The 21,128-nt window shown below is 52.4% G+C and carries 20 protein-coding genes; 9 read left to right on the top strand and 11 right to left on the bottom strand.

Features of this window, described 5'->3' with window-relative positions; genetic code table 11:
- Positions 1–6: 6 nt before the first annotated feature.
- Complete coding sequence (locus KOR42_RS05400) at positions 7–738, top strand: YiiX/YebB-like N1pC/P60 family cysteine hydrolase (RefSeq protein WP_146507698.1); 732 nt, start codon at positions 7–9, stop codon at positions 736–738.
- Between the two features lie 118 nt (positions 739–856).
- Here KOR42_RS05400 and KOR42_RS05395 read toward each other — a convergent pair whose 3' ends face one another.
- The 3 genes from KOR42_RS05395 to KOR42_RS05385 form a co-directional block, all read right to left on the bottom strand.
- Positions 857–2,227: an ArnT family glycosyltransferase gene (locus KOR42_RS05395; protein WP_197440884.1), complete on the bottom strand. Its 1,371-nt coding sequence runs from the start codon at positions 2,225–2,227 to the stop codon at positions 857–859.
- A complete protein-coding gene (locus KOR42_RS05390; protein WP_146507694.1) occupies positions 2,217–3,134 on the bottom strand; it encodes a DUF58 domain-containing protein in 918 nt (305 codons plus the stop codon). Before KOR42_RS05390 ends, KOR42_RS05395 begins: the two co-directional genes overlap by 11 nt.
- A gap of 117 nt (positions 3,135–3,251) precedes the next feature.
- Positions 3,252–4,313, bottom strand: coding sequence for an AAA family ATPase (locus tag KOR42_RS05385; RefSeq protein WP_146507692.1), 1,062 nt, complete (start codon positions 4,311–4,313; stop codon positions 3,252–3,254).
- 511 nt (positions 4,314–4,824) lie between these two features.
- On the opposite strand from KOR42_RS05385, the gene KOR42_RS05380 reads away from it, so the two are divergent.
- The 3 genes from KOR42_RS05380 to KOR42_RS05370 all read left to right on the top strand — a co-directional run bounded on the left by KOR42_RS05380 (position 4,825) and on the right by KOR42_RS05370 (position 8,556).
- Positions 4,825–6,123: an outer membrane protein assembly factor BamB family protein gene (locus tag KOR42_RS05380; protein WP_146507690.1), complete on the top strand. Its 1,299-nt coding sequence runs from the start codon at positions 4,825–4,827 to the stop codon at positions 6,121–6,123.
- A gap of 50 nt (positions 6,124–6,173) precedes the next feature.
- On the top strand, positions 6,174–7,136 hold the full coding sequence (locus KOR42_RS05375; RefSeq protein WP_146507688.1) for a cation diffusion facilitator family transporter: 963 nt from the start codon (positions 6,174–6,176) through the stop codon (positions 7,134–7,136).
- A 376-nt stretch (positions 7,137–7,512) separates the two neighbouring features.
- A complete protein-coding gene (locus KOR42_RS05370) occupies positions 7,513–8,556 on the top strand; it encodes a galactitol-1-phosphate 5-dehydrogenase (RefSeq protein ID WP_146507686.1) in 1,044 nt (347 codons plus the stop codon).
- Between the two features lie 196 nt (positions 8,557–8,752).
- Here KOR42_RS05370 and KOR42_RS05365 read toward each other — a convergent pair whose 3' ends face one another.
- The 6 genes from KOR42_RS05365 to KOR42_RS26455 all read right to left on the bottom strand — a co-directional run bounded on the left by KOR42_RS05365 (position 8,753) and on the right by KOR42_RS26455 (position 13,269).
- The gene (locus KOR42_RS05365; protein WP_146507684.1) at positions 8,753–8,968 is read right to left on the bottom strand and encodes a hypothetical protein; all 216 of its coding nucleotides are present in this window, start codon (positions 8,966–8,968) and stop codon (positions 8,753–8,755) included.
- Positions 8,969–9,417: 449 nt separating this feature from the next.
- A complete protein-coding gene (locus KOR42_RS05360; RefSeq protein WP_231740668.1) occupies positions 9,418–10,131 on the bottom strand; it encodes a dioxygenase family protein in 714 nt (237 codons plus the stop codon).
- Between the two features lie 208 nt (positions 10,132–10,339).
- Positions 10,340–11,131, bottom strand: coding sequence for an MBL fold metallo-hydrolase (locus KOR42_RS05355; protein ID WP_231740665.1), 792 nt, complete (start codon positions 11,129–11,131; stop codon positions 10,340–10,342).
- Positions 11,121–12,404 carry a DUF1444 family protein gene (locus tag KOR42_RS05350; RefSeq protein WP_146507680.1) on the bottom strand — a complete coding sequence of 428 codons (1,284 nt, stop codon included), beginning with the start codon at positions 12,402–12,404 and terminating at the stop codon, positions 11,121–11,123. The genes KOR42_RS05355 and KOR42_RS05350 overlap by 11 nt, the downstream gene beginning before the upstream one ends.
- 146 nt (positions 12,405–12,550) lie before the next feature.
- Positions 12,551–13,000, bottom strand: coding sequence for a DUF1844 domain-containing protein (locus KOR42_RS05345; protein WP_146507678.1), 450 nt, complete (start codon positions 12,998–13,000; stop codon positions 12,551–12,553).
- A 116-nt stretch (positions 13,001–13,116) separates the two neighbouring features.
- Positions 13,117–13,269, bottom strand: coding sequence for a hypothetical protein (locus KOR42_RS26455; protein ID WP_197440880.1), 153 nt, complete (start codon positions 13,267–13,269; stop codon positions 13,117–13,119).
- A gap of 208 nt (positions 13,270–13,477) precedes the next feature.
- On the opposite strand from KOR42_RS26455, the gene KOR42_RS05340 reads away from it, so the two are divergent.
- Positions 13,478–15,571, top strand: a complete 2,094-nt coding sequence (locus tag KOR42_RS05340; protein WP_146507676.1) for a prolyl oligopeptidase family serine peptidase — start codon at positions 13,478–13,480, stop codon at positions 15,569–15,571.
- Between the two features lie 21 nt (positions 15,572–15,592).
- Here the strand turns inward: KOR42_RS05340 and KOR42_RS05335 are convergent, their stop codons facing one another.
- Together KOR42_RS05335 and KOR42_RS05330 are read right to left on the bottom strand one after the other, a co-directional pair.
- Positions 15,593–16,273: a potassium channel family protein gene (locus KOR42_RS05335; RefSeq protein WP_146507674.1), complete on the bottom strand. Its 681-nt coding sequence runs from the start codon at positions 16,271–16,273 to the stop codon at positions 15,593–15,595.
- Between the two features lie 97 nt (positions 16,274–16,370).
- Positions 16,371–18,230, bottom strand: a complete 1,860-nt coding sequence (locus KOR42_RS05330) for a TrkH family potassium uptake protein (protein WP_146507672.1) — start codon at positions 18,228–18,230, stop codon at positions 16,371–16,373.
- A gap of 375 nt (positions 18,231–18,605) precedes the next feature.
- On the opposite strand from KOR42_RS05330, the gene KOR42_RS05325 reads away from it, so the two are divergent.
- From KOR42_RS05325 to cpaB, 4 genes are all read left to right on the top strand, one after another.
- Positions 18,606–18,779, top strand: coding sequence for a Flp family type IVb pilin (locus KOR42_RS05325; protein ID WP_146507670.1), 174 nt, complete (start codon positions 18,606–18,608; stop codon positions 18,777–18,779).
- Positions 18,780–18,816: 37 nt separating this feature from the next.
- A complete protein-coding gene (locus tag KOR42_RS05320; protein ID WP_146507668.1) occupies positions 18,817–19,044 on the top strand; it encodes a hypothetical protein in 228 nt (75 codons plus the stop codon).
- A gap of 30 nt (positions 19,045–19,074) precedes the next feature.
- Positions 19,075–19,629: an A24 family peptidase gene (locus tag KOR42_RS05315; protein WP_146507666.1), complete on the top strand. Its 555-nt coding sequence runs from the start codon at positions 19,075–19,077 to the stop codon at positions 19,627–19,629.
- Positions 19,630–19,857: 228 nt separating this feature from the next.
- Complete coding sequence (gene cpaB, locus KOR42_RS05310; RefSeq protein ID WP_146507663.1) at positions 19,858–20,970, top strand: Flp pilus assembly protein CpaB; 1,113 nt, start codon at positions 19,858–19,860, stop codon at positions 20,968–20,970.
- Positions 20,971–21,128: the final 158 nt, after the last annotated feature.

Here is a 21,128-nt window from a genome sequence, read left to right as displayed (position 1 = left end):
TCTCGAATGAATTCCGCCTTTATGAAAATTCTGATCGCTGCGTTTGTGTTCGCCACTGCGTCATTGAACGCCGCGAAGACTTCTTTCGCAGATGAAAGAGCAACGCCGGGTGTGATCGCTGACGCCAAAGTGATCGCCGACATCATCGACTCATGCGAAAATGGCTCGTTGCTATTCAGTCAGGGCGATTGCCTGGCCGTTCGCTGCTACACCAACAGCCCGTACACACATGTCGGGATCGTGATTGAAGAAGGTGATCAGAAGATCGCCTACGACAGCATGAATGGGGTCGGGGTCCGGAAGATGAGTCTCGAAGACTATCTGACTACGCAGGCTCCGGACACTGTTCATGCCTTTCATCCAATTCGCAAACTGAATCGTTCGGAAGTTTCAGAGTTGCGGGAGCATCTTGAATCACAACTTGGTCGCCCGTATTCGGTGAAGCATCATATCACCGGAAAGCGAAACGCCGGGCTTCACTGTTCGGAGTATGTCACCGACGCTCTCGTCTCGATTGACTGGTTGAAGGTGAGCAACCCTCCGAGAGTTTCTCCAGCAAGCCTCGCTGAAGGAATTGAACACAACTCCATCTATCTTGTCGGCCCTGTCTACGAAGTTCCCGCCGAGATTCAGCCGATTCCTGAACCGGATGGATTCTGCGAGCGAATGTGGGTCGACATGAAGTTGTGCACGCTTCAATGTTGCTCGAAGCTCTCCGGATGGATCCTGTGTCGCTAGGCAATTTGCTTGCTTCTGTGCACTCGCTTGAGCTTTTTTCATCATGAAAAAGGCTGAGTTTGCTCGTGCGAGTGAGTGTATACCAACACTGAGAGTGCTCTATAACTGCAGAAAACAGTCAGACTCCACGGATTTGATTCTGAGCGAAAACCTTCTGCACTGCAGAGAATGGAAGCATTAACGCGATCCAGACAACTCCCATCATAGCGACATAGTGCATCGGCAACAGAACCGGCACGAGGAACCGGCCTTCGACGGACCATGTGACGCCAATGGCAAATGCGTTGATGGCGATCAACGCGAGACAAACTCTTCCGCTCGGAGACCAGAGTGCCGGCCAGATTCCGATGAGAAACAGGCACAGGATGATTCCTTCTGTCCGGTTTCTCGGCCGAAACTCTTCGTAAATCTTCATCGGAACGAGAGTAATCGCTCGCCCCGGATGACGGAAGATCCATTCTTTTGCGTGTGTTCGACTCCACTTGGCTTTGGCGACTTCTCTTTCGACTGGCGTCTGATCGTCGTGAACGACATCGTCGAAGAACCCGGAGTGCTCGAGATTTCGCCAGACTCCGCCGGACTCCCAAACTTCGTCACCAAACGAAGCGGAAAGCTGGACCAGCCCCTGAGTTCCCATAGGCATCCACTCACCAGTGACCGCAATATTCCGCACGCTCCACGGAAGGATGGCGAGAAGAATCCCAGACATTGTGCCGACGACCAAAAGGGCGGACCGCTTCACTGAAAACCCCAGTCGCTTCCAGGTCAGAAACAGCAGCAGACAGATTCCCGGAAGCCAGAGAATCATCAGGGTTCTGACCAGCACGGCGAATCCAATGAGCAAACCGAGTGCGACGGAGAAGAGGATGTCATCAAAGCGGGAACGAAACCTATGGAAGCGTAGTTTCAGGATCGCGACACAAATCAGCGAGACGAAAAACATCGCCATGGCTTCTGTCAAAATGGCTCGTCCGTAGAGACGCGTTCGAACATCGACTCCCAGAAACAGGATGACTGAGAGCCACGCAGCAGTCATTCCAAAATCCTGACGCACACAGACCGCCAATAATGCACCCGTCGCTGCGACGAATGCGGCATCCATGATGCGCGTCCCCGAGAACTGCCGACCGATCAACCGATTGATGTAGCTGATGGCCCACGGATAAAACGGAGGACGCGTTGTACTGATCTCGCTTTCGCGTTGAGGTAAACGAAATCGCTCGCTGGCCTGAGCCGCGAGATCATAGGGAGCCCGAAATTCCGGATCATTCAGATCGACACGAAACCCGCGTCCATGAGCAAGTTCCCACCCCAGCGAATCGTAATCAACTTCGTCACCGGACGTTGAAGGAGGAATATTCAGATCGAATTTGTATTGGTAGTAGGCGATTAGCGTCGCCCACATCAGCACAAAGAACGCGCCCCCGAACAACCAGTTGGACTGACCGAAACGCATTCGAAACGGCCTTTCGCTCCGATCATCGACCACTTGAGTTTCCTCTTTCAAGTATGCGGCGCAAGCAATGATTGAAAGCCGAATCAGTTTCGACAACAACCCGTGTTCCGCCCATCGATCCGACGATCCTCCCCAACTGATGTTGGAATTGTTCAAACTCTGCGAGATACCCGGACCGAATCGCATCGACAATAGCGACCTGCTCGCCTTGACCTTCGAGATCGCGAAACAGAACACTCCCTTCGAACGGAAACGTTGCTTCTGCGGGATCGATAATCTGCACGAGCCGCACGTCACACCGCATTTGTCGCAGCCTTGCGAGAATTCGATTCAGTGAATCCAGATCTCCGAAAGCATCGGTCAATAAGACCACAATGGACTTTCTGGGAATCCTTTCGACAGCTTTCCCCAGCCCGCCCCAGTGTTCGTCATCCTCAGATTTCTGATCGCTGTTTTGTGTTGCTGATTCGAGGATGTTCTCGAGTTCGTCAAATCCTCGCTGCAAGCCAGCACGACCAAAGATCGAGCCGAGATGCTGTTCCCCGTCGAATGTCATCAGTCGAGACAAGTCTCGCTGCTCGCAAGTGACCCACATGAGTGAAGCAGCCAGCGTGGTTGCATATTCAAGCTTCGACATCTGTGAGTTCTGCGAGCAATATGTCATCGAGCCACTGTTGTCGATGAGGAGTGTCACAGTGAGCTGATTTTCATCTTCAAACTGCCGGATGTAAAATCGATCGCGACGCCCGGAGAGTTTCCAATCCAGAAAACGGACATCATCTCCGGGGGAATAGTCTCGATGCTCGGCGAAGTCCACAGAGAAGCCGCGATCCTGCCCGCGATGACTCCCGCTGAGAAGTCCTTCGACGATGATTTTCGTCCGCAGCTTCAGCGACTCAATTCCAGTGAGCGTTTCCGGAGTGATTCGTCGCTGTTCCATTTCAGTCTACTTTTGAAGCGACTCTAAGCTTCGTGAATCGGAAGTTTTCAGCCAGTTGACGAGTCACATGAAGTATTAAGAGGAAAGATGTCATTCGCAGGAAAAGCGATCCAGTTCTCAATGCTCTGCTTTGGTGAGAAACTTTTGAAAGACCTTTTGCACCGGCCCCTGAGTCGGAGGCGGAACCTGTTCGAGCAGTTGAGCGAGTACGTCGTCGATGCTGACTCCATCTGCCTCGGCGTTGTAACTTAAGACGATCCTGTGTCGCATGACCGGTTCAAAGACCGCCTGAATATTCTCATACGAGGCGAAATTCTGACCATGGATCGCGGCGTGCCCTTTAGCTGCTGAGACAAGACATTCCGATCCCCGAGGCCCCGCTCCCCACTGAATGTAGTTTTTCGTTGCGGAGACAGCTTCCGCATTTGATGGTCTTGAAGCACGGACGAGAGCGATCGCATAGCGCACGTCATGATCAGCGATCGGCATCGCATCGACCGTTTCGGCGAACTTCAGAAGTGATTCCGTCGAGAGCACCTGCTTGAGTTGGACCGACTTTCGTCGCGACTGCTGACGAACAATTTCCAGCTCCTCGTTCTCGCTGGGATAGTCGACTCGAATCTCCATCATAAAACGATCGAGTTGAGCCTCAGGAAGTGGATAGGTCCCCTCCTGTTCAATGGGATTCTGTGTTGCCAGCACAAAGAACGGAGAGGGAAGAATGTGCTTGTGGCCCCCAGCTGTGACCTGACGCTCCTGCATCGCTTCGAGAAGCGCAGCTTGTGTTTTGGGAGGAGTTCGATTGATCTCGTCGGCGAGGACGACCTGAGCGAAGATCGGTCCCTCGATGAATCGAAATTCGCGGTGTCCAGTTTTCTTATCCTCCTGCAGAACCTCCGTTCCCGTGATATCCGCTGGCATTAAGTCGGGGGTAAACTGGACTCGATTGAATGTCAGTCCGAGTGTTTCGGCTAACGCTTTGACAACCAGAGTTTTAGCAAGTCCGGGAACGCCGACAAGAAGGGAATGTCCTCCACATAAAATCGAAAGCAGGATCTGATCAATCACCTCACTTTGTCCGACGACAACTTGGCGAAGTTCTTCCCGAAGTTCACTCATCGACTTGCGAAGCAAGATCAGTGAATCAAGTGTCGCTGAATCGGGCTGCTCTGAAGGCATTGGAAATCCAACATCGATGAATTGGGACAACTCGACGTCTGCGAGAAGTCATCCCAAAACCGGTGAATCGAATTGAATTCGAAAACATCCTGTGAAATTCTGATCGGAGAAAACCACTCACGTTGATCAACGTCATCTTCCCGGAAGTGAAGCTTTCAGCCGGGAGAGTTGACGGTCGAATCACGATCAGGCTGTGTGAATTCTCGTTCCGTAGAGCATGGTCCATTGACGACATTCTCGCAAGGTGCCAGACTCCTTGAAGGCAAGTATTGTCGTCGATCAAATCCCCAAAACACAATGGTGTCAGGGTTCCGACTATAGTCAATCGACCGACGCGATCTGACAAATGGATATTCCCTCAACGGATATTCCCTCAACTCAACCGAATTCGGCTTGCCATCCTTCCTGACACAGCGGCACTGTTGATCATTGGCACGATCAACTGACTTCGGTCTCTGAGTGTTTCGAATGTCAATCCGAGCCCGTATCTCAACTAGACTGGACTGAAGCAATGGCGAAAATTTGCCCCTATCTCCTTGTTCTTGTTTGTTCGGTTGCTTTGGGTGAAAACTGGCCGCAATGGCGCGGACCTCAGAACGATGGAATCTCAACAGCGACTGATGTTCCTACGAACTGGTCGCAGACGGAAAACGTCGTCTGGCGTGTTCCACTTCCGGGACCCGCAGGGGCAACTCCTGTCGTTTGGGATGACAAGATCTTTGTCAGTTCGATTGAAGGCGACGATCTCGTCCTGCTCGGAATTTCGACCGACGGAGAAATCCTCTGGAAGCGAACAGTCGGAACCGGAAACAAGGATGCCCGCGGCGGAGAAGGAAATTCGGCATCGCCCTCCCCCTGCACGGACGGCGAGCTTGTCTGGATCTTCTACGGGACCGGAGACCTGGCCTGCTTCACCGTCGATGGAGAACCGGTCTGGGACTTCAATGTTCAGGACCGATATGGTGAATTTGATATCCAGTTCGGAATGACATCAACTCCTGTTCTCCATGATGACGCACTCTTTCTGCAACTGATTCATGGAACAATGCGCGGTGACTACACCGTGGGCAAAATCATCAAGCTCGACAAGCGAAACGGAGAGGAAATCTGGGCTGTCGACCGCCCCAGCGATGCGAAGTTCGAATGCAAGCATTCCTATGCATCACCGTTTCTGTACGACGACGGAGAGACACAGTTTCTGGTCACTCACGGAGCCGATTACACAGCAGGTCACAGCATCGACGACGGAAAAGAACTGTGGCGATTTGAGGGCCTGAACGGTCCGTCCTCGTATAACACAAGAAAATTCGATCCCACTTTCCGATTCGTTTCCTCTCCCGGAGTCAGTGACGGCTCGATCATCATTCCGACAGCGAAAGCCGGGCCGACGATTGCCTTGAAAGTCTCTGATGCACTTCAGGGAAATGTCACCGAAGAACCCGCTGCCTTGCGATGGTTCCTCGACAAGACCCCGGATGTCTCGATTCCTCTGATTCACGACGGACTCGTCTATTGCTTCCGTAAAGACGGACGAGTGTTCTGCTGCGATCTGGAAACCGGAGAAGAACATTATTACGAACGGACACACACAGCCCAGCACCGCTCAAGCCCCATCTTCGTTGATGGTCATCTGATCTGGTGCGCCAAAGATGGACACTGCACCGTCCTCAAAGCTGGTCCGGAATTCGAAATCGTTTCCGAAATCGAAATGAACGAACCGATCACGGCGTCCCCAGTCGTCGCGAATGGAACTCTCTATTTGCGGACGTACGATGCCCTCTATGCAATCAGGTCGCGTGATTCACAATAACGGCTCGTCGAAAGCGGCTCGTCTGCATCATCTCCCTGATTCGGCTTCTTATGACTGACTGTTCCGTGGGACTCGACACAAAAACCGAGTGCGACCATCATTCTCACTCTGCAGGCGATCAATCGCGTCGACTGTCGGTGACGATGTCTCTCGTTTTCATCTACTTTCTTGCAGAGCTGTTTGGAGGCCTGTGGACGGGTTCGCTTGCGCTGCTGGCTGATGCCGGACACATGTTCTCGGACATGACTGCTCTGGCAATCAGTCTGTTCGCGGCGTGGATGACGAGTCGGACCCCAACCGCTCAGCAGACATTTGGTCATCTGAGAGCAGAGATTCTGGCGGCGGCATTTAATGGATCGCTGCTGTTTCTCGTGGCGGGCGGCATTATGCACGAAGCCTGGGAACGATTTTCGGACCCGCAACCGATCCTCGGAGGGCCGATGCTGTGGATCGCTGTGGGTGGACTCGTCGTGAATCTCATTTCACTCAAAGTTCTTCACGGCGGGCACACACACGATCTCAACATGAGAGGTGCATGGCTGCATGTCATGGGTGACACTCTCGGCAGTGTCGCGGTCATCCTGGCAGCTGTCCTGATCTACTTCTTTCAATGGAACTGGGTCGACCCGCTCATCTCGGTCATTGTGTGCCTGTTGATTCTTGTCTCGTCATGGAATCTCGTTCGCGAAGCGATTCGCGTGCTGATGGAATACGCCCCCAATGATATCGACGTGAACGACATCGAAACTCACTTGCAGTCACTCGCGAATATTCAGGGTGTCCACTGCCTGCACGTTTGGACAATCTCAAGCGGCCTAACTGCACTGTCAGCACACGTTGTTCTCGATTCGCAATGTTCGCAACCAGAGATGCTCCGTGAGATCACCGAGCAACTCAAATCTCGATACCCGATTCATCACATCACACTTCAGCTTGAGTCCGTTGACGATCCGATCTGCAGCGAAAGCCGTCTTTCTGGCTGCACCACAAACGGTCAGCACAGCGACGACTGAGGTCTTCCAATCTCAGCCAGGTGATTGAACGGCTGAAAACAAATTGCGAATGGGATATTCTTGGTTGTCAATTTATTGATTTCGGAGCAATCTCCGAATCTTTGATGGCCCTGTCGTCAAACCGCTTCGATACGATCAACACTTCAACGGGTAGAAGCCGAGCGTTCCGAAGTGATTCCCGCAACTCACTTTGAGTTGACGGATCGTGACGGAAACCATTCGATTCTTTTGTTTTGGGACCGCATTCTGTACGGTTTGATTCGGCACTGCACAAAGTTGACGAGCGCCGATTCGCAAAAGCGATTCCCCAAAGCTCACGCGATCATCACTCATACAACGATCCAGTGGATCGACGATTTCAACCAAGGAGAACGCCGTGAAGGCAATGCTGCTCACTGAATACAAACACCTTGAAGTCACCGAGATGCCTGAACCAGAAATCGGGGATCGTGACGTTCTGGTTGAAGTTCGGGCTTGTGGGATCTGCGGAAGTGACATTCATGGGTACGATGGCAGCAGCGGTCGGCGTATCCCGCCCCTCATCATGGGACACGAAGCAGCCGGAGTCATCACAAGACTTGGACCGGAAGTCGAAGGATTCAAAGTCGGCGATCGGGTCACCTTCGACTCAACCGTTTCGTGCGGCCAGTGCCAGTTTTGTCGTGCGGGTTCCATCAATCTCTGCGACAACCGGACAGTGTTGGGCGTTTCCTGCGGAGAGTACCGCCGACACGGAGCGTTCGCTCAATACGTCGCTGTTCCGCAGAACATCCTCTACAAGATTCCCGAGAATTTACCGTTCGAACACGCTGCAATGATCGAGGCAGTTTCCATCGCTGTCCATGCTGCGAATCGAACGCCCATCACTCTCGGCGATACAGCCCTGGTCGTCGGAAGTGGAATGATTGGGCTGCTGGTCATTCAGGCGATTCGACTGAAGGGCTGCGCCAAAATTGTGGCTGTTGACCTCGATGACAATCGACTGAAACTCGCGAAAGAACTCGGAGCCGACGTCACCATCAACGCCAAAGACGGCAACGTGATCGAACAGGTTCAGAACCTCACTCACGGCAAAGGTGCTGACGTGGCGATTGAAGTTGTCGGCGCAGCTCCGACGATCGATACAGCCATCCAAGCGACCCGCAAGGGCGGCTCAATCACTCTCGTCGGCAACCTCGCCCCCAAAGTCGAAGTGCCGCTGCAAGCCATTGTGACTCGAGAGCTTTCCATCTATGGAAGCTGTGCCTCAAATGGCGAATACCCGGCCTGTATCGATCTTCTCGAGCGTGGAGACATCAAAGTCGAACCACTCATTACAGCGAAAGCTTCGCTTGAAGAAGGCCCTGGATATTTCGACCGGCTCTATCAGGGAGAACCCGGAGCGATGAAAGTGATTATTCAACCTAATGGAGCTGAGTAATTTGCGAGCAAGCTGACTGGCCAAGCAAGCACCCTCGTCAGTCATATTGAGTAACTTGTTTCCAAACGCAAGAAGCCGGAGGATTTCCTCCGGCTTCTTGCGTTTGTATTGATGCCGGAACATCAAGCGTGCTCGGCAAACGGGCTCGACGATTGAAACATCGGTCAAGTGGACGTTTCCCGGCCCCGCTGCGTGATCAGGCAGCGGCGTGGCGGTCCGCGTATTCGGACATCAGCTGCAAGAACTGACGTCGTCGCTGTTTACGGACTGTCAGTCCCCAAGCAACGATTCCAACGACCAGCAAACCAATGCCGCCTGACATCAGAACGGTCCGAAACTCGGCAATCCAGTCCATGGTTGACAATGCAACCACAAAACCGGCAACGGCTGCAAACACATGGGAAGTCATCATAACACCTCGTCAAAGCAGTGAAAAAAGAGAAAAAAAGGAGGGAATTCAATCGAGCAGGGATTGCTCATCAGCAACATCCGGCGAACAGATCGACATTTCTCTGCGAGAAGTCACTGAACCTGTTTATTAAATGCTCTATGTTGATATACGTATTTCGCTCCGTTTTATCCCAATCTATTCCTGCACTTTCTCACAAGAGAACGGAAATTCTTAAGTCTGAACATTCGAACATGAACGAATCAACATAGCTCCACACGTTGCTTTTCGACTGACAGGAAACGTATCGACGGAGGTGAGCGCGTACCGGTCCTTCACTCGACCATTTTCATGGTTCCTCTGAACTCGGCGAACGCATTCCTCGCGCTGAATGCGGCGTTTCTCGTATGATCTCGCGAAGGACGATTCGGAAAGTGAGAGCGTCTCTATCGAAAGAATTCGACCTCGCGGAGCTAACGTTGTTGTCGCGGAGCAATGCCGCCTTTGATCTGTTCGATCGACTCATCTGGAGTGACCCCGAGGACGAGATCGAAGTTCGCGCTCAGTTCGCCAATTCGAGAATCGGCGATCGGCTCAAAATCAACGAGAATCGACTCTCGTTGGAATGGATCTCGAATCGCACGAAAGAGACCATCTTTTGAATTCTGCGGATGACCATTGATCAACATCTGTGTCGTCAGTTCCCGTTTTCCGTTTCGACTCACAGCAACATGAATGTGTGGTGTTCTTCCGGGATAAGGAACCGGCTTAACTGTTCGGAAGTAGTAACGCCCCGTGGAATCGGTGAGAAATCGCCCATATCCCTGAAAGTTGGCGTCCCGATTTGTGCCATTGTCACTTCCGGAGTGCAGATACACTCCGTTGTTGTCGACCTGCCAGATTTCGACAAATGCATTGCGAATCGGCGATCCGGAAGAAGTCATGACTTTTCCGGTCAGATGAACGACTTCGCCAACGGCGGGCGTCAGTGAATCATTGAGAACAAGCAGGTCATTATCTGTGTCGAGCGGGAGTTTGTCCGGATAGAAAGGACCTTCCGTCATCGCGGGAGTCCGGATCAGTTCTTCGGCGAAAGCACCGGATTGCCAGAGACTTGGGAGCCAGAGCCCGCCGAGTGATACGGACGCAGTTCGGAGAAAGAAACGTCGATTCAATGAGGAGGGCACATCAAACTCCAAGTTGGGGGGTAGGAAGCATGGACATCTCTTTCAACACCGGATGATGCCAAAAGTTCCGATCTGGTTCGGTGAATTCGATGACAGACCGGCCGAATCCGGAATCACAAGGGGTGGGCCCAAAACGTATCGTCGGACTTCCGAAGACGTTGAATGAAGGATCGGTCGATGAATTTGCGGTCAGGCGGATCGATGATCGTCAAGAAAGCGGAATCCGCAGCCCATCATATGCGAGTTCAACGTTCTCCGGAAGCTGAGAATTCGTCGTTTCGTGGTCCAGAGAATGCGAAATATGAGTCAAGTAGGCAAATTCCGGTCGGACTTTCTCGATCACCTCAAGGGCCTGCTCGACGTTAAAATGCGTCGGATGAGACTCGTGACGAATCGCGTCGATCACGAGATATTTGAGCCCGTTAAGCAGCGGCCAGGTTTCCGGAGGAATTTCACTCACGTCGGTACAGAAGGCAACGTCGTTGATGCGAAATCCGAGAACCGGAAGCCGCCCATGAATCAACCGGAGAGGTTGCACCTTCAAACCACAAAGGTCAAAAGGCTCGAGGCCGATTCGATCGAATCTGAGCTTCGGTTTTGAGTGCCACGTTTTCGCGAGTTCCTCATCGAAGGCATACGAAAACGACCGCCTCAGCGTCTTCTCGACAATCTCTTCACAGTGCAGCGGAACAGCTTCCTTGCTCTTGAAGCCGAAGATCCGCAAATCGTCGAGCCCCATGATGTGATCTGCGTGAGCGTGAGTGAACAGAACAGCTTCGATCATTTTGATCCGAGCTTGAACCAGTTGCTCGCGAAGTTCGGGAGGAGTGTCGATCAGGAACGCTCCATTGACTGTTTCAACCAAGACACCAGTACGGGTCCGAGTGTTCCGCGGATCGGTCGATGTGCAGACCGCACAATCACACCCGATCATCGGGACTCCCATGCTCGTGCCGGTTCCCAGAAGCGTCATCCATGACCTTGATGCGTCAGTCATCATTCTCAACTTCGCCAATCAACTCTGAAACACCATCCGCTGTCACAAGCAACATTTTATCTGTCAACGGATGATCGGTTCTCTGAAAATCGAGTTCAACCTGATGACGAATCTTGCTGACGATCTCCGGACTTTTCATCGACACAGCGATGAACAGATCCCGGCCAGGAACACCCACAGCGAGGTCACTTTGCGCGACATCTCTCAGCCGCGTCAAAAATCGGTCGCTCAACAGACGAACTGTATTATAGGTATCTGGCTTATCAGGAATCATCATCGTTGCATCCCCTTCACCGGATTCCGCAACGGCCATTTTCATCGGGGATTCTTCGAAATAGTCATCGAGGTTTTCAATCGCCATCGAATGCAACTCATCGACGGTCAGATTCCACTGCTTTCTCAACTCAGTGCGTACATACCAATATGCATTGGCTTCATCAATGACATACAAGACAGCCAGCCCTGCGATCCAAGGATTTCCGACAATTCCAGGAAGGTTTTTCCTCCACGACGATTCTGAATAGAGGATCGGCATAATTCGGTCACGCACGACCTCCAGTGGCGGAGAGGATTCGTTGTCGCCCCACCCCTGAACTTGAACCGCAGTGGTCAACGCCGGCAACAAAATCTTTTGAAAGTCATCCGGGTGGCTCAAGTAAGCGCGATAGAAGTTTGCGAGGCTTAAGATTGACGATCCAATTCGAAGTTGAAAGTCCTCGCTGAGATCGATGTCGAGAAGCGGAAACTTGGACTGTGCCAATTTCAGCGCGCGTCTGGCGAAGACATCAGGCGGATCGGAAGGTTCATCGCAGACTTCCAGCGAGTTCAGAATCATGCGGACGAGATTCTCAAGCTCAGGATCGCGTTGCCCTTCGTGAAGCAGAGTGATCACAAGCATGAGACTCGGCCGACGGATCGACCACATCGACCAGCTCCGCCAATTTCTCGATGCAAACAGACCTTGCTTCCAACCAGACGGAGCCTCCAGCGATGCATCGCCTGAAAGTGACTCGTCAGCCTCAAACTCAAAATCGGCCCCTGCCCTCACTCCGCGAACTTTGGGAAACTGATCGACGATGTCTCCGAGTGCGGGAAACTGTCGCGATGCTTCTTCTTTAATCCAGATGGAATTGATTGCGAGAAAAGCATCGCTGTCCGGCGGACGCAATGCGAAGACTCCGTCAGTTTCATCAACTTCCCACTGCGGTGGGTAATGCATCCGGAACCAGTTCGCAGGACCTAACAGCGTCGACCAGTGTTGAGGGGGATTACTCAAAACAGATGATTCCCGTAGTTGGCGAGAAATCTTCAAATTGTCATCAAAGAAACTTTCGGGCCAGGCAGATTTCGTCGTCTGATGTATCTGATGAAACCGTCAGGCGAACCTGTCTGACTGCCCCGTTCAAGGCAGTGCTTGCCGACTCAAGAGGACGGTTGCTGTCCCGATGACGATGCACTGACGTAAATCATTCGCAACTCATGGAGTGCCTGTTCCAGAAGTTGTCCTTCCTCTTCTGTCAGTTGCCCTTCCGTCTTCTTTTCAAGAACTCCGAGAAGGTCAATCAAGTGTTTCGCAATACGAAGGTCTTTGCTCGGCTTCCCGTCCGGTCCGGGCAACATCCCCATCGCTGCAAACGCTTGCGTTGCGAACATCTGAACGAGTGTTGTGAACGTCGCCGGTGGAAAGTCTGCTTCGTCGATCTCGTCTCCGGCGGCAGCGGCCGCGCTCTCTTCAGGTTGCTGACGCTCATCTTGAGCGGCGTCGAGTTTGGCGTCCTCGGCCTTCACTTGATCTTTCCAATCCTCGTCAGAAACCACTTCGATCTGCGGCTTGTCGGATTGAGGCTTATCAGAATCAGAAGGGTTTGACATGTCTACACTCTCAAGTTTGTTGCCGCTGTTGCGGCGCAGGGAAAATTACTGGGGGTCGCCAGTTGATTGAGGCACTTCCGGTCCACTTGTTGAGAAACCCATGCTGGGTCCTCACGTCAGATCGAATCAATTGATCCAATCCAATACCGGAGCACGAGGGATTGTTGAGAAATTGCCTGCAGCCAACCGATTTCGCCGCGACGAAACTCTCGGACGAACGACGCGTTCACCACACGTTCCTTGACGGTCAGCCGGAACGCATCCGTCATCGGGGAATGGAATCCTTCGATTCCGGAATCAATGGGATGCCAACAAAATTCGCAACACAATTCCTACAGGATAGAAGTCCAACTCGTCACTCACAAGGACGATTGTTGATCAACACTCTTGACCCGCTCCTCTTGACCAATCATTCTCGGTCGACTTCTCAGTGATCGCATGAGAGACATTCCCGCTCCTGAAAAGATGAACAACTTCATGAATCGCAATCTCTCCACCGGATATTCATTTTTTGTTGGCCTCCTTGCCGTTCTCGCCATCCAGTTCCTTTTGACTCCGGCTGTGCCCGAGGCTTTCGCAGATGGCCCGGAAGACAACTCGGTTGAAGCCGTCCGTCCGGTTCCTCCCGCAGGGATCGAGCTTTCGAGCGAACAACGTGAGTCGCTGCTCAAACAGTTTTCGGCAGTCGAAGCAGCGTTCAAACAATTGCAGAACTCGAAAGACTCGCAGACGCAGCGACTTCTTCCCGACGTCGAAGTCTTCATCCGTGCAGTTCATGAAGCTGTGTCGCTCAACTCGTTTTATCAGGAACGAGACATCAAGGATGCCCACCGACTCCTCGATCTTGCTTCCGAGCGAATCGCAGAACTTGAAAACGGAACGGCAAGTTGGACCACGACACGAGGACTGGTCGTTCGAGGTTTTCGCTCCGGTCTTGATGGAACTGTTCAGCCGTATGGGCTCGAAATTGCTGAGAACTACGACACGCAACACTCTGTCCCGACACGTTGTGACATCTGGTTTCATGGACGCGGCGAACGCTCACTCGAATTGCAGTTCATTTCGCAACGACTTCGACAACCCGGACAATATCCTCCGGAAACCGGAATCGTTCTCCACCCATTCGGTCGCTACTCGAATGCCTTCAAGTTCGCTGGTGAGGTCGATGTGCTTGAGGCACTCGAACATGTTCAGCAAGAGTATTCGATCGATCCCAACAGGATCTCCGTTCGGGGTTTTTCAATGGGAGGAGCCGCCTGCTGGCAGTTTGCAGTCCACTACGCTGACCAATGGTTTGCAGCTAATCCGGGAGCCGGCTTCTCAGAAACTCCAGAGTTCCTGAAGTTCTTTCAGGGAGAAACTCTCAATCCACCGTGGTACGAAGAGAAGCTTTGGAGAATGTACGACTGCAACCTTGTTGCCAAAAACTTGATGCAGGTCCCGACGATTGCTTACAGCGGTGAGATCGATCGACAGAAGCAAGCGGCCGACATCATGGAAGAAGCTTGCGACGAGGCAGGAATCGACCTCGTGCATGTGATCGGACCGGACACTGCGCACAAGATTCATCCGGACTCGAATCGTCTGATTCGCTCCAAGCTTGATTCAATCGCCGAACGTGGGCGAGAACGTTTCCCCAGCGATGTTCATCTCAGCACTTATACATTGAAGTACAACCGGATGGCGTGGCTCTCGCTGCTTGGACTGAAGGAGCATTGGGAAAAGAGCACCATCGACGGGCATTATGAAGTCGACAGCAAAGCGAATGGATCGCAAATTGACATCGAGACTTCAGGAGTCACCGAATTCCAAATTGATTTCCCCCCCGGATGGTCCCCCTTCCCGCAAGGAAGCGAAGTTTCGATTGTCATCGACGGACAAACTCTTCCAGCGACTCGTCCAAAATCGGACTGGTCGTTCGCAAATCGATATCGGCTTGTTGACGATCAATGGACCCTCGTTGAGTCTGATGAAACGTCCTCCTCTGACCAATCGACTTCAATCAGCAAACGCCCCGGACTTCAAGGTCCGATCGACGATGCGTTGATGAGTCCGTTCCTCTTCGTCCTTCCGACTGCACAGGGTAAGAATTCGAAGGTCGATGAGTGGGTTCAAGAAGAGTCGAAGCGTGCGATTCACGAATGGCGACGACAAATGCGAGGGGATGTCCGAATTCGCAATGATGTCGATGTCACTCAAGAGGATGTCGCACAGTACAATCTCATTCTCTGGGGAACACCGAATTCGAATTCCCTCATCAACAAGTTGATTCCGCAACTGCCGATTGTGTGGAAGGAATCAGGAATACACGTCGGTGAGGAAAGCTACTCCGCCGATGAACATGCTCTGATTCTCATTGCTCCAAACCCTGAGAACCCCAACCGCTATGTCGTCTTGAACAGCGGGTTCACCTATCGCGAGTACGATTACCTCAACAATGCGCGACAAACACCAAAACTCCCGGACTGGGCTGTGATCGATACGCGCATCAAGCCAAATGCACGTTGGCCGGGAGGCGTCGTCGATGCTGACTTCTTCGACGAAACATGGTCGCTGAAGGCAAGCGACTAACTTAAAGACACTGGCTTTACTTTACTCGCGAGGAAGTCGAGAGAGTGCTTCGTCGCTGCCGACGACAACGAGAACGTCCTCCGCTTGAAGTGCTTCGTCCGGTCGAGGAAAGACCGTTCGAAACTTCTTCTCTTCGCCTTCCTCCGCCGACGACGGGATGAGCCGACGAATGACAACAAGGTTGACATGAAACTTATTGCGTAGTGCGAGTTCAGCGATTGTTTTCCCTTGAAACTGCTTCGGAGCGGGAAACTCGAGAAGAGTGAATTGATCGGCCAACTGGATGAAATCGATCAATTGAGGATTCGCCAGTTGTCGCGCGAGATGTTCTCCTGCCTGCTGCTCCGGCTGAATAACGCGATCGGCTCCGATCTTTCGAAAGATCTCCGCATGAAATTCCGTTTGTGCGCGGCAGATCACTTCCGGAATTCCGAACTGCTTGGCAATGACGGTTGCCAGGAGCGCCGCTTCGAATTGCTCTCCGATCGCCACAACGCACACATCAACTTTGTCGATTTCCTGACTTTGAAGCACTGCCTGATCTGTCCCATCAGCACGGACGGCGAGATCGACGAAGTCTTTGACTTCATTAACGAGTCGCCCGTCACGGTCGAGAGCAATCACCTGCACGCCTGACGCTGCGAGATCTTTCGCCAGCGCCATTCCAAATCGTCCGAGTCCGATCACGGCCGCTTTTCGCATTGCAATTGCTTTCTACTCTTTGAACCAGTTTGATGTTTTTTAACTTGGCTGAATTCGATTCGCACTGCTCACAAAACGCGAATGAGGAGATTGAGTTTTATCCTAATGTCACCCGCTCGACCGGATAGTCGTACCGCGCACTTTTGCCCTCACCAGCGAGGGCGAGGAGTAACGTGAGTGGTCCGATTCGGCCGAGAAACATCGCGACAACAATGACAAACCTTGAAGGATTCGAAAGGGACTGCGTTGTCGACGTCATTTCTCCGTACGGGCCAGTCACGGATGTGGAAACGCCCACTGTCCCCACTGCGCTCGTGGCTTCAAAAAGATGATCCAGAAACAACTCCGGTTTGCGTTCGAAGATCACGAGGAGAATCGTCGCTGTCATCACCGTCAGCATGAAAACGAACACAATCACCAGAGCGCGATTGACCGTGGTCGAAGAGAGAGTTCGCCCGAAGGCTTCGACTTTTTCTCGCCCTCTCAGAACCGTCAGCAAGCCGACCACCGCAACAGCGAAAACGATCGTCTTGATTCCCCCACCGGTTGATCCGGGAGAAGCTCCGACAATCATGAGCAGAACGGCGATCAGCTTCGTCGATGTTTGAAGTTCACCTAAGTCGACAGTATTAAATCCTGCCGTTCGAAATGTCACCGATTGGAACCAGGCGTCAGCCACGCTGAAGCTCTCTTCCGAATTGCCTCCCGTTCTCTCGAGAAGCAAGATCATCACCGTTCCGCCGATTAGCAACCAGAAGGTCGCCGTGACAACGAGTTTCGTATCGAGCCGCAATCGAATCGGTGGCTGTGAGGGACGATTGATTCCGCTTTGCCGGAGTCTTCTGAGCTTGGCCCCTCCTACTGCAACGAGGTTATAGAGAATGGAAAACCCCAGTCCGCCAACGATGATGAGCAAACAGACGATCCCGCTGACCTCCCATCTGTTCGCCATTCCGACGAAGCTGTTCTCCGTGAGGGCAAATCCCGCGTTGCAGAAGGCACTCACCGAATGAAACAAGCTCATAAAGAATCGTTCACCGATCGGAAGATGATCCCATAGAGGCATCAGAAGAAACGCCCCGAGCAACTCGACTCCGAAAGTCGTACCGAGCACAGCAAAGACAAGTCTTCGAAAATTGCCCACGTTCCCCGAAGCCAGCAAATCCCGCATGGTGGCGAATTCGCTCAAACGCACATTCCGCCCGGCAATGACAGCGAAGAACGCCCCGAACGACATGATCCCCAGGCCGCCAATTTGAAACAGAATGAGAATGACAATCTGCCCGAACCGGCTCCAATAAGTTGACGTGTCCACGACGACTAATCCGGTGACGCAACTGGCACTTGTCGCTGTGAACAGAGCCACGCTTAACGGCGCGCCGGATTCATCGAGGCCCTGCATTGGTTTCCTTGCAATCGGCAACATCAATGTCATTGTCCCGACGGTGACAAGTACGAGAAACGAACCGATGAGCAAGAACGTGGGCTGCACACCATTCCCGGCGAGGCGACGGATTCCCTGCACCATTCCGGCAATGGAATAGATCCCGAGAATGATTTCCGAAATGTGAACCATTCCCCACCACCGACCTCCCCCGATTCCGCTCCCGTTCGTATCGGGAAGAATCGGACCGAGGATGATGGCCAGAATCATTCCGAGGCCCCAAACAGCTGCGGCGGCCACAGTCGGCAAATGACGACGGGAAAAACTCTGTTGTGCGAGACTCCACCGGAATCGAACTGCAATCCCGAAAGAAATCAGAGCCATCGCGAAAATGACAACGGCTCCGAACTCGGGAGAAGTCTGCCCTGACCTCCTCAACCCATGGCCCACCAGAATCGCAGCCACCCCGACGACCTGAGCAAGTGAATCGCCCCGCCTGAGAATTTGCGCACGTCCTGGGTGTCGTGTGGGTCGAGAATTCCACGCTTGTGAGAGCGGGTGATTTGATTTCATTGTCTTGCTGATTCCTCAGGACTTGCCAATTCCTGATCAATGTATCAAGCCAAAATCCGGATTTCGAAGGCAGAACGTTTCAAATCCTCCACGAGCTCCTCTCGGAAGCAGGTTCGGTGCAGCAGGGGTTGAAAATCCATTTGTCAGGACAATTCTGAAAAAATTCCCAATTCTCACAGGCACAATTTGCCTGCCCCTATTTCTGACCTAGGTTTCCGTGTCTCGCGAAATTGTCAGTTGCTGACCAGATCGACTGAGAACTTTCTAATGGGAAACAGGATTGACTGACTGATCCTCGTCGGTTCGAGGACGGGTTAATCCACCTGCTGATCGGATGTGAGAGCCCGATCGGTAATAACTGAGAGAGGACGAAAAATGACTAACTTGGCTCAAAGCGTAAAGAAATTCCTGGTTTCTGAAGACGGTCCAACTGCTGTTGAATACGCAGTCATGCTCGCACTGATCGTCATCGTTTGTCTGACTGCAATTCGTGCAGTTGGTACCAACGCTGCTTCGAAGTTCAACCAAATCAAAGACCAACTCACATAGTCTTTGACGAGGACGCTTCTCTGCGAAGCAATCGTACATGGATGGCCGCCCGGTCGAAACGCAACAGACCGGGCGGCTTCCTGTCACTCTAGCGAAACTTGAAAAACACCACGCTCATCGCCTGATCGCAACACTGCAGGATCGAATTATGATTCCTTTCTGGATTGAATTGGACGCAATCAAGTTTTTGGAAGTCATTCCGTTCGTGATTGGAGGATTCATCGTATTCCTTTCCGTTGTGACCAGTCCCGGAGGACAAACTTAACCCCTCATATTTACTGAAAGGCCGGCAAACATGGATTGGCAGACACTTCTCCTCGAAAACTGGCATGTGAAGCTGGTTTGCGTCATTCTGATCGTTGCTGCATACATTGATGGAAAACAACTGAAGGTCCCGAACTGGATCACCTTCCCAATGGTCTTGACCGGACTGGCCTACAGTGCCTGGGTCGGTGGGCTTGATGGACTCGGTGCCGGACTGTGGGGAATGACAGTCGGGCTGCTGACTTTGCTGCCACTTTACGCCGTGGGTGGAATGGGAGCTGGCGATGTGAAGCTGATGGCCGGTATCGGAGCCTGGTTGGGGGCAACGGTCACCTGGCATGTCTTCATCGCGACCGTGGTCGTCGGAGCTGTGATGGCAATCATCATGGTTCTGTGGAAACGAGCCTGGGACAAGCACTACGGAAACTTCCTGATGATCATCATGGAATTCCTCACAGTGAAAGACCCTCGCAAGTTGTCTGAGATCGCTGCTGAGCGAAAACCACGCATGCTTCTTCTTCCTTACGGAATTCCGATCTGCATCGGATCGATTGGGTACTTCGTGTACTCCGGAATGATTTACTAACACATCAATATGCGGCTTTCCGTTTCGGGAAAGTCGCTTTTTCAATTTGCCGCCTGTCAACCTGCGTAGTTTAAGCAGAGTTTCCCGGCCGTGCGGACAATCGCTATCACCAAATTAACCCTCATAACCGTCATAGATTGAAGCAGACTATCTCATCCTGCCGATTGACACACTGACGTGTCAGATTCGGAGCGCTGGCATAGTCGCAACAGTTCGGGGAGCTCCGAAATGAAACCCAAGACACTCATGTTACTGACCGTGGCAGGAGGATGCGGCTTAGTCGCCATGTTGGCAGTTCAACAGGCGATGCAAGGTGGCAAGACTGAACAGGTCGAAACCATTGACGTCCTCGTTGCTCTTGAAGCCGTTGAAACCGGGGCGGTTCTGACTGAAGATAAAGTGACATTCCAACCACGTAGTATTGACACTGTTCCCGAAGACGCCGTTCTGACGCGGGAACAATTCGCCGAACGAGGAGCACGTGTTCCGCTCTTCGCCGGGGACATTGTGACCATGTCCAAACTGACAGAACCCGGCGGCGTCGGGAACTCGATGAAAATTCCGAAGGGAATGAGAGTTGTCACGATTCCTGTGACCGAAACCAACACTCACAGTAACCTCGTGTCTCCTGGAGATCGCGTCGACGTTCTCGTGACCTACCAGGCACGTAATTCACGCGGCCCAGCCCAAACCAAAACAAAAACACTCCTCGAATACGTCGAAGTTTTCGCGACTGGAGCCAAGACTCAAGATCGTGCCGATGTGAATGACCAGGGCGGACGAACAAATTTCGTCTCGCTGATGCTCATGCCACAACAAGTGAACTATGTGAAGTTGGCGGAGAGCAAAGGAAACCTGAGTCTGTCATGGCGACACCGCCTCGACGACGAATTTGTGCAAATCAAAGACATCGACGAAGACTTGCTGGAAGAACTCGAAGGCACAATGGGCATCAACGAACGTCCCCTTTATGCCGATCAGTACCTGACGAATGCCGACGAAGACCTGTTTGATATTGACGAAGTCGTCGAACCTGTGCATGAAGTGGAAGAAGTTAACAACCTCTTAGCCGCCGTAGAAGAACCTGCTGTCGTTGCACCAGTGATTCAAGAGCTAGAAGTCGTTCCACCACCAGTCAAAGAGACTCCCAAGTGGACGCTTCACGTTTACAACGGAAGAGATGCAATTCCTCATGAGTTTGAACTCCCTGAGGAACATGTGGAAGTCGCTCCAGAATCTGGATCACTCGCTGACGCGGTGCGATCACTCTGGGGGGGGCAACCTAATGGAACGGATGCGGGACAGGAGACAACTTCGCCAGCAGCTCAAACGACCAACTAGGTCGACTTGAGTTACCTGGAGTTCGAAGTTGAAACTCCATAACTGACTCGACGTTGTCGAGGAATAATTTCGAGTACATGGATGATTTTTGCCGGTCCAGGCGGGGTGGTTCACTCGTGAGCCACTCCGCCAGCCAGCAGGCGTCTACAATCCCGAGG

It is taken from the genome of Thalassoglobus neptunius, from assembly GCF_007859735.1.
Taxonomy (GTDB): Bacteria; Planctomycetota; Planctomycetia; order Planctomycetales; family Planctomycetaceae; genus Thalassoglobus; species Thalassoglobus neptunius.
The sequence above is the reverse complement of the archived record's forward strand: the minus strand, read 5'-3'. Positions and strand labels throughout refer to the sequence as shown.

Excerpts from the sequence above, each read along its gene's own strand:
- KOR42_RS05400 (WP_146507698.1), top strand. The coding sequence starts at position 7 with ATGAATTCCGCCTTTATGAAAATTCTGATCGCTGCGTTTGTGTTCGCC.
- KOR42_RS05390 (WP_146507694.1), bottom strand. The coding sequence starts at position 3,134 with ATGGAACAGCGACGAATCACTCCGGAAACGCTCACTGGAATTGAGTCG.
- KOR42_RS05385 (WP_146507692.1), bottom strand. The coding sequence starts at position 4,313 with ATGCCTTCAGAGCAGCCCGATTCAGCGACACTTGATTCACTGATCTTG.
- KOR42_RS05380 (WP_146507690.1), top strand. The coding sequence starts at position 4,825 with ATGGCGAAAATTTGCCCCTATCTCCTTGTTCTTGTTTGTTCGGTTGCT.
- KOR42_RS05375 (WP_146507688.1), top strand. The coding sequence starts at position 6,174 with ATGACTGACTGTTCCGTGGGACTCGACACAAAAACCGAGTGCGACCAT.
- KOR42_RS05365 (WP_146507684.1), bottom strand. The coding sequence starts at position 8,968 with ATGATGACTTCCCATGTGTTTGCAGCCGTTGCCGGTTTTGTGGTTGCA.
- KOR42_RS05355 (WP_231740665.1), bottom strand. The coding sequence starts at position 11,131 with ATGATGACTGACGCATCAAGGTCATGGATGACGCTTCTGGGAACCGGC.
- KOR42_RS05345 (WP_146507678.1), bottom strand. The coding sequence starts at position 13,000 with ATGTCAAACCCTTCTGATTCTGATAAGCCTCAATCCGACAAGCCGCAG.
- KOR42_RS26455 (WP_197440880.1), bottom strand. The coding sequence starts at position 13,269 with ATGACGGATGCGTTCCGGCTGACCGTCAAGGAACGTGTGGTGAACGCG.
- KOR42_RS05340 (WP_146507676.1), top strand. The coding sequence starts at position 13,478 with ATGAATCGCAATCTCTCCACCGGATATTCATTTTTTGTTGGCCTCCTT.
- KOR42_RS05335 (WP_146507674.1), bottom strand. The coding sequence starts at position 16,273 with ATGCGAAAAGCGGCCGTGATCGGACTCGGACGATTTGGAATGGCGCTG.
- KOR42_RS05330 (WP_146507672.1), bottom strand. The coding sequence starts at position 18,230 with ATGAAATCAAATCACCCGCTCTCACAAGCGTGGAATTCTCGACCCACA.
- KOR42_RS05325 (WP_146507670.1), top strand. The coding sequence starts at position 18,606 with ATGACTAACTTGGCTCAAAGCGTAAAGAAATTCCTGGTTTCTGAAGAC.
- KOR42_RS05320 (WP_146507668.1), top strand. The coding sequence starts at position 18,817 with ATGGATGGCCGCCCGGTCGAAACGCAACAGACCGGGCGGCTTCCTGTC.
- KOR42_RS05315 (WP_146507666.1), top strand. The coding sequence starts at position 19,075 with ATGGATTGGCAGACACTTCTCCTCGAAAACTGGCATGTGAAGCTGGTT.
- cpaB (WP_146507663.1), top strand. The coding sequence starts at position 19,858 with ATGAAACCCAAGACACTCATGTTACTGACCGTGGCAGGAGGATGCGGC.